Origin of the sequence: Micromonospora sp. HK10 (assembly GCF_000982955.1) — a bacterium.
GTDB lineage: Bacteria > Actinomycetota > Actinomycetes > Mycobacteriales > Micromonosporaceae > Micromonospora.
In genome coordinates this window covers 165,968-172,759 of the sequence record NZ_KQ058828.1, presented here as the reverse complement: position 1 = coordinate 172,759, position 6,792 = coordinate 165,968, and the positions used below count along the sequence as shown (strand labels likewise).

The 6,792-nt window shown below is 72.5% G+C and carries 5 protein-coding genes; all 5 read right to left on the bottom strand.

Translation table 11 applies throughout. The features are described 5' to 3' along the window. Positions 1–1,072 (bottom strand): hypothetical protein (locus LQ51_RS16235; RefSeq protein ID WP_046566637.1); only part of this gene is annotated, 1,072 nt, incomplete at its 3' end. 216 nt (positions 1,073–1,288) lie between these two features. Further along, positions 1,289–2,095 (bottom strand): T4 family baseplate hub assembly chaperone, encoded by an 807-nt coding sequence (locus LQ51_RS16230; RefSeq protein WP_156313109.1) that lies wholly within the window; start codon positions 2,093–2,095, stop codon positions 1,289–1,291. Continuing rightward, positions 2,092–2,553, bottom strand: coding sequence for a phage tail protein (locus LQ51_RS16225; protein ID WP_046566633.1), 462 nt, complete (start codon positions 2,551–2,553; stop codon positions 2,092–2,094). Before LQ51_RS16225 ends, LQ51_RS16230 begins: the two co-directional genes overlap by 4 nt. Before the next feature lie 28 nt (positions 2,554–2,581). Further along, the gene (locus LQ51_RS16220) at positions 2,582–4,963 is read right to left on the bottom strand and encodes a phage tail sheath family protein (RefSeq protein ID WP_046566631.1); all 2,382 of its coding nucleotides are present in this window, start codon (positions 4,961–4,963) and stop codon (positions 2,582–2,584) included. A 9-nt stretch (positions 4,964–4,972) separates the two neighbouring features. Beyond that, positions 4,973–6,790, bottom strand: a complete 1,818-nt coding sequence (locus LQ51_RS16215) for a phage tail sheath family protein (RefSeq protein ID WP_082159461.1) — start codon at positions 6,788–6,790, stop codon at positions 4,973–4,975. Positions 6,791–6,792: the final 2 nt, after the last annotated feature.

Below are 6,792 nucleotides of genomic sequence, written 5' to 3'. Positions count from 1 at the left end.
CGCCGACGTCGAACTTCGACAGGGTGGTCATGAGTTTGGCGATGGAGTCGAAGAAGGTGTTGAGGTGCGGGATCACCTTCTCCAGGTCGGTGGTGAACTGCTGGAAGGCCTTGCCGAGCAGGGCGACGAAGCCGGCGATGGCGGCGAACCCGGCGGCGATGGTGATCATTTCGCCGACGTCGAACTTCGACAGCGTGCCCATCAGCTTCGCGATCGCCTCGAAGAACGAGTTGAGCTGCGGGACCACCTTCTCCAGATCCGTGGTGAACTGCTGGAACGCCTTGCCCAGCGCGGCCACGAAGAGCGCGATGGCCGCGAAACCCGCCGCGATCATCAGCATCTCGCCGAGGCTGAACTTGGCCAGCGCGTTGATCAACGGGATCAGCCCGGCCGCCAGCAGCACCACCGCGGCGGCCGCCTTCAGTGCCCCCGCGCCGAAGGTGGCCAGCGCCGCGCTCACCCCGAACAGGAACGCCACGATGACCGCCAGGCCCAGCGCCAGCAGGCCGATCAGCCCCAGCAGCTTCAACAGGTCGATGTTCGCCAGCGGATCGGCGCCGGTCACGACGATCTGGATCGTCCCGGTCAGCCCGATGCCCTGGTTGAGCTTGTCCAGGATCGCCTGGAGCAGCCCGATGATCACCGAACCGATCCCGCTGACCTCGGTGGCGAAGGCCGCCACCAGGCTCTCGATCCGGGCCAGCCCTTCGATGATCTGGTGCAGGTGCAGGTGCGAGCGCCCGTCCAGCCAGCGCATGTAGGCGATGTGGTCGAGCAGTTCGAGGAACTTGTTGTAACTGAGGTAGGCCACCGCCCACCGGGTGGCCTCGATGTGGTCGAGCAGCGCCTCGTTCATGATCTGGACCTTGAGCCGCCGGTCGGCGACGCCGTTGAACACGTCGACCACGTCGATGCTCAACATCCGCAGCCCGTCCTGCAGCGCCAGCAGGGCCGTCTCGATCCGGTCCAGCGGCGGGCGGACCACGTCGACCAGGCCGCTGCGCACGTACGCGCCGATCAGGCGGGCACTGTTGTCGCTCAGCGACAGCGAGATGGGCAGCACCCCGTCCACCGCGGTTCACCGTCCTTTCCTGGTCTGCGTCGCCCCGTCAGTGCCGCGACTGGGCCTTCGCCCGGTCCATCTCGGCCTTCTGCTCGGCGAGCACGTCGGCCAGCAGCCGCACGTACGCCCGCCGCTCGTCGATCTCCAGTCCCATCGCCTCCGACCAGCTCCAGTGCAGGTGGTAGCCGAGCGCGAAGACCTCCTGCCGGAGCCGGTCGGCGTCGGTCAGCTCGGGGTAAAAAAACTGGTCAGGTCCAACGAGGTGCGCATCGGCCGGCCGCAGGTGCCGCAGTCGAACTCGCGGCTGAGGTCGACGCCGGGCATCTCGTCGCGGAACGCCCGCTCGATCCGGCCCCGGTCGCTCATCGTCAGGTCGGACAGGATCTTCGTGCCGAGCGCCTCGCGGCGGTTGTCGGGCATCTCCTCCCCGTCGCCGCTGACGCTGACCAGGCAGCGGGCCAGCAGCGCGTTGGTGCCCTTGGCCGCGTTGTCCCGGGCGACCAGCGACACCCGCTCCTCGTCGGCACCGACCGGCAGGCGGAAGCGCAGCACGTCGTACCAGGCGTCCTTGGCCCGGTCCTCGAAGCCGTCCTCCAGCTCCACCACGATCTCCGGGATCCCCAGCCCGTCGCTGTGGCGCACCGGGAAGGTGTCCAGGTCCTCCACCACCACGGTGGTCTCCCGGCACGACGGGCAGGTGTAGTGCGCCTCCAGCTCGGTGCCGAAGGTGAGCTTGCGCAGCTCCAGCAGCAGGAAGTTGCGGTCCGGTGAGGTCAGCGCGCCGATCACCGAGCGGTTCACCTGGCTGATCTCGCCGATGCCGCGCACACAGCCGTTGAGCAGCTCGGTGACCATCTTGCCGCCGTTGGCGCGCAGCTTGCGGTCGGCGAGCAGCGCCTCCTCGTGCCCGGTCATCTTGCGCAGCAGGGCGGTACGGTGCAGCCGCCCGTCCAGGTCGAGGTGGCCGACGGGCAGCCGTACCTCGTGCTCGCGGGGCCGGCGGGGCCGGACCTCGATCTCGGTCATCGTCACGAGACACGCTCCAGGCCCTCGTGCTCCAGCTCCAGGGTCTGCTTGAACAGCCCGGAGCTGCCCGCCTCCAGATCGGACAGCTTGGAGGACTTCACCCAGGCGCCGTAGAAGGCGAACCGGAGCACCTCCTGGCCGTTCTCCAGCTTGATCACCGCGCCGTTGCGCCGCACCGACGAGGTGTTGGTGTTCCCGTTGAGCTGGAACATCTCGGCGAACCAGTCCTTGAAGAAGCCGTCGAACCGGCTGCCGTCCATGTTGCGCTCGATGACCAGCGTGTCGAACTTGATGATGCCGCTGGAGATCTTGTGCACCGTGGGGGAGCCGCCGTCGGGCTGCTCGATCGTCTCGGTCATGCCCTCGTTCAACCCGGTGACCTTGGTGACGGGGCACTGGGTGCCCTCGATCTCCACCAGGAAGCCGTGCGTTCGGTACGACTCCTGGAACGTCAGCTCTGCCATCTGTCTCGCCTTTCCCGTGTGCCGCTGATCAGCCGTCGGTCGCGGTCGCGCCGCTGTCCTGCTGGCCGACGACGATGAGGATCGCCTCGGCCGGTTTGGCCGGATAGAAATAGACCTCGAGGGTGAAGACCCCGTTCGCCACGTCCGCCGGCGCGTTGTTCTCGGCGTCGCACTTGACCGTGAAGACCTGCTCGGCCGGGTCGGAGCCGAATGCGCCCTGCCGCCACAGGCCCAGCAGGAACGGGGTGACCACGTTGAACCGCACCATCCGGCGCAGCGCCTCGTCGTGCGGCTCCTGCGCCACCCAGGTGAGGCCGTCGCGCAGCGAGGACTTGACGAAGTTGAACAAGCGGCGGACGTTGACGAACAGCCAGCGGGTGTCGGTGGAGAGCGTCCGGGACGCGTCGACGACGATGCCCGCGCCGGGCAGCGCCCGGATGCCGTTGACCCCGCCGTTGCGGACCAGGTCGGTGTGGTCGGCGTCGGTCATGTCGTACTCCACGCCGAGGGCGTCGGACAGGCGCGCCTCGTCCCCGGCGGGCGCCTTCCACACGCCCCGGGCGTCGGCGATGCGCGCGTACGTGCCGAGCACCTGCCCGACCGGCGGGATCCACACCAGCGGCTGCGCCGCCGCCGTGGCCACGTCGGGGTTGACCACCTGGATCCATGGCCCGTACAGCGCGCCGAACACCTTCCGGCCGCGCAGCCCCGCCGCGTACGCCTTGGCGCCCTCGCGGTCGAAGCCGTACGGCACCGCGCCGACGAACATCGCGTCGCCGCGCCGCTCGCAGTAGCCGATCGCCCCGGCGGCCACCCCGATCGAGGTGGACTCCGGGCAGGCCAGCAGCTGGATCGCCACCTCGTTGAACGCCTCCAGGCCGGTGCGCTGGGCCGGGTCGCCCAGGTAGGCGGTGTCCGCCGGGTCGGCCCCGTCGTCGCCCCCGGTGAGCGGGTACACGCCCGGGGCGGGGGCGTCCAGGCCGACGCCGGAGGCGCTGTCCAGGTCGGTGACGACCAGGTACGCCGAGCCGCCCCGGGGGTCGTTGACCACCGCCTCCACGTACGAGTCGTGGTTGTCGACCATGCTGACCGGGCCGAAGCGTTCCACCTCGGCGCCGTCGCGGCGCACCACCAGGTCGAACTCGACGGTCGAGACCCGCACCGCGGCGGCCGGCAGCGCCGGGAACGCCGGGCTCGACCCCCACCCGATCAGCCGGTACGTCTCGGACGCGGCGGTGAGCTGCCGGAACGTCTGCGAACCGGCGACCGGGGTGGCGGCGGCCAGCCCCAGCGCGGTGCGCGCGTCGGTGCCGCCGCCCGGCGCGGCCAGCGCGATCGTGGAGCCCGCCCCGTCCCGGTTCGACAGCAGCGCCAGCCGGTTGTTGTGGGTCACCTCGGCGCTGAACGCGACGGCCTGCCGGTTGATCGCCGCGACGACCTCGGCCACGGTGACCGCCGCCGGGTTGGCGAAGTCGGCGTTGTGGAAGACGATCGTCTCCCCGGGCCCGCCGTCGGTGGTGACCAGCAGGCCCGCGCCGTCGGCGACCGTGGCGGCCACCGCGGCGGTGCCGATCGCGTGCCCGCGTACCGCGAAGCGCACCGCCGAGCCGATCCGGAAGCCGCTCGCCGACGACAGCGCCGCCACCGTCCGACCCGCCGCCAGGGAGCCGTCGCTGTTGGCGTTGCCGCCGGTGAAGCCGAGCGCGGCCGGTGCGGCCACCGCGAGCCGGGCCCAGACCCGGGGGTCGGTGGTGACCGCGGCGACCGCGACGGTGCCGTCCGGGGTGACCGCGGCCCGGACCGCCGTGGTCTGCCGGTTGATCGCCGCGGCCACCTCCTGCGCCGACGCCGCGCCGATGGTGGCGAAGTCGGCGGCGTGGAAGGTGACGGTGCCGACCTGGTCCACGCCCCGGGTGGTGACCGTGAACTGGGCGGTGGCCCCGTCGGTCAGCGCGAACGGCTCGGCGGTGCCGCCGACCACCTGGGCGGGCACCGAGGCGACACCGAGCGGGTGCGGCTCGACGGCCACGCTCAGCGCGTCGCCCCAGCCGCCCGGCTCGGCAACGCCCCGCGCGCCGGCCCGCAGCCGCAACGTCGGCACCGGGGTGCCGGCCTGGTCGTTCACCACCACCGTGGACGACGCGGCGCCCGCGCCGACGACCCGCACCACGTACGCGTCCGCGCCGCCGTTGTCGAAGAAGCCCCGGACCGCGTACGCGCCGAACGCGTCGGCGGTGTAGCCGCCGAAGGTGGACACGAAGTCGCCGAAGCCGCGGACCCGGACCGCCCGGTCGGGCGCGCCGCGGGCGCTGCGGACGAGGAACCCTGCGGTCGAGGTGGGCGCGGAGACGATCGCGGGGGACGACTTGCCGTCGACCTCCACGACGGTCACGCCGAGGTTGATGGTCATCAGCTACTCCTAGGCTTCGGCGGCGGTGCCGCCGCCGGGCTGCTGGCCGACGATGAGGTGCACGGTCTCGGCCGGGCGGACCGGGTAGAAATAGACCTCCACCCGGAACAGCCCGAGGTCCACGTCGGCGGGCGGGTTGTTCTCCGCGTCGCACTTGACGGTGAAGACCTGCTCGGCCGGGTCGGAGCCGAAGGCGCCCTGCTGCCACAGGCCCAGCAGGAACGGGGTGATCACGTTGAACCGGACCATCCGGCGCAGCGCCTCGGTGTGCGGCTCCTGCCGCACGAAGCGCAGCCCGTCGCGCAGCGAGGACTTGACGAAGTTGAACAGCAGCCGGACGTTGACGTACTGCCAGCGGGTGTCGGTGGAAAGCGTCCGGGAGCCGGCCACCACCGGCGTCCGGCCGCCGGGTGACAGCAGCCCGTTGGTACGCCCGTTGCGGACCAGGTCGTCGTGCTCCCCGGCGCTGAACGCGGCGGCCAGCGACAGCGCGCCGCGTACGGCGGCGGCGTCCCCGGCCGGTGCCTTGTGGATGCCGCGCTCCTGCTCGGTGCGGGCGTAGACACCCATCACGTGCCCCTCGGGCGGGACGAACCGCACCGGCGCCGGCCCCACCCCGGCGGGATCGGCGACCTGGACCCACGGCGCGTACAGCGCCCCGTAGACCTTCGCGCCCTGGAACTGGGCCGCGTACTCCTTGACCGCCTGGGTGTAGTGCGCGACGGTCTCGGTGTAGTCCGCGGCGGAGCGGGGGACCGTGCCGGCCGGGTGGCCCCGGTCCGGGGCCGAGCCGACGTACACGCAGTCGCCGCGCCCGGCGACGTAGTCCAGCGCGCCCCGCACCACCAGCGCCTCGCCCACCGCCGGGAGCAGGTGCGCGTCGGGTACCGCCAGCAGTTGGACGGCGGCGGTGTCCAGCGCGTGCAGGCCGGTGTGCGCGGCGGCGTCGCCGACCAGGTCGCCGGCCCCGGCGGCGGTCTCGCTGCCGCCGGTGAGCGCGACGCCGCTGACCACGGCGGGCAGGTCGACGCCGGGCGCGGCGCTGCTCAGGTCCGCGACCGTGACGTAGCGGGAGCCGGTGACCGGGTGGTTGAGCCGGTCCGACACGTAGTCGGCGGAGCCGGCCTGCATGGACAGGTTCGACCAGGTCTCGACGACCGGGAACGCGCCGGTGGCGGGATCCTGCTGCCGGACGACGAGGCGGAACTCGGCGCTGCTGACGGCCACTCCGGCGGCCACCGCCTCACCGGTGGCGGCGCCCAGGGTGACCGTACGGGTGGCCCGGTCGACGGCCGTGACCACTCGCAGCAGCGTGGTGGTGGAGGCGATCCGCAGCACCGTGCCGACCTCGACGCCGGCCAGCGAGGCGAGCTGCACGGTGGTGGCGGCGGCGGTCGCGGCGGCCCCGACGGTGGTGACGGCCCGGGGATCGTCGCGGACGTCGAGCCGCAGCGCGTGCGCCCAGACGCCCGGGTCGGCCACGCCCCGGTAGCCGGCGCTGACCCGCAGGCTGGCGGCCGGGGTGCCCTGCCGGTCGTTGAGGGTGGCCCGGGCGGCCTGGCTGCCGGCGCCGGCGACCCGCACCACGTACGCCTCGCGGCCGCCGTTGAGGAAGAACCCGGTGACCGCGTGCGGCAGGTACCCGTCGGCGTGGTGGCCGCCGAAGCGGGCGGTGAACTGGTCCAGGCTGCTGACCCGGACGGCCTGGTCGGGCACGCCCCGGCGGGTACGCCCGACGAACGCGCCGACGGAGGTGGGCGCGGCCGCCAGCGCGGGGCTGGCCCGTCCGTCGACCTCGGTGACGTTCACCCCTACCTGAAGTGCCATCG

Coding starts and splice junctions, on each gene's coding strand:
- LQ51_RS16225 (WP_046566633.1), bottom strand. CDS start 2,553: ATGGCAGAGCTGACGTTCCAGGAGTCGTACCGAACGCACGGCTTCCTG.
- LQ51_RS16220 (WP_046566631.1), bottom strand. CDS start 4,963: ATGACCATCAACCTCGGCGTGACCGTCGTGGAGGTCGACGGCAAGTCG.
- LQ51_RS16215 (WP_082159461.1), bottom strand. CDS start 6,790: ATGGCACTTCAGGTAGGGGTGAACGTCACCGAGGTCGACGGACGGGCC.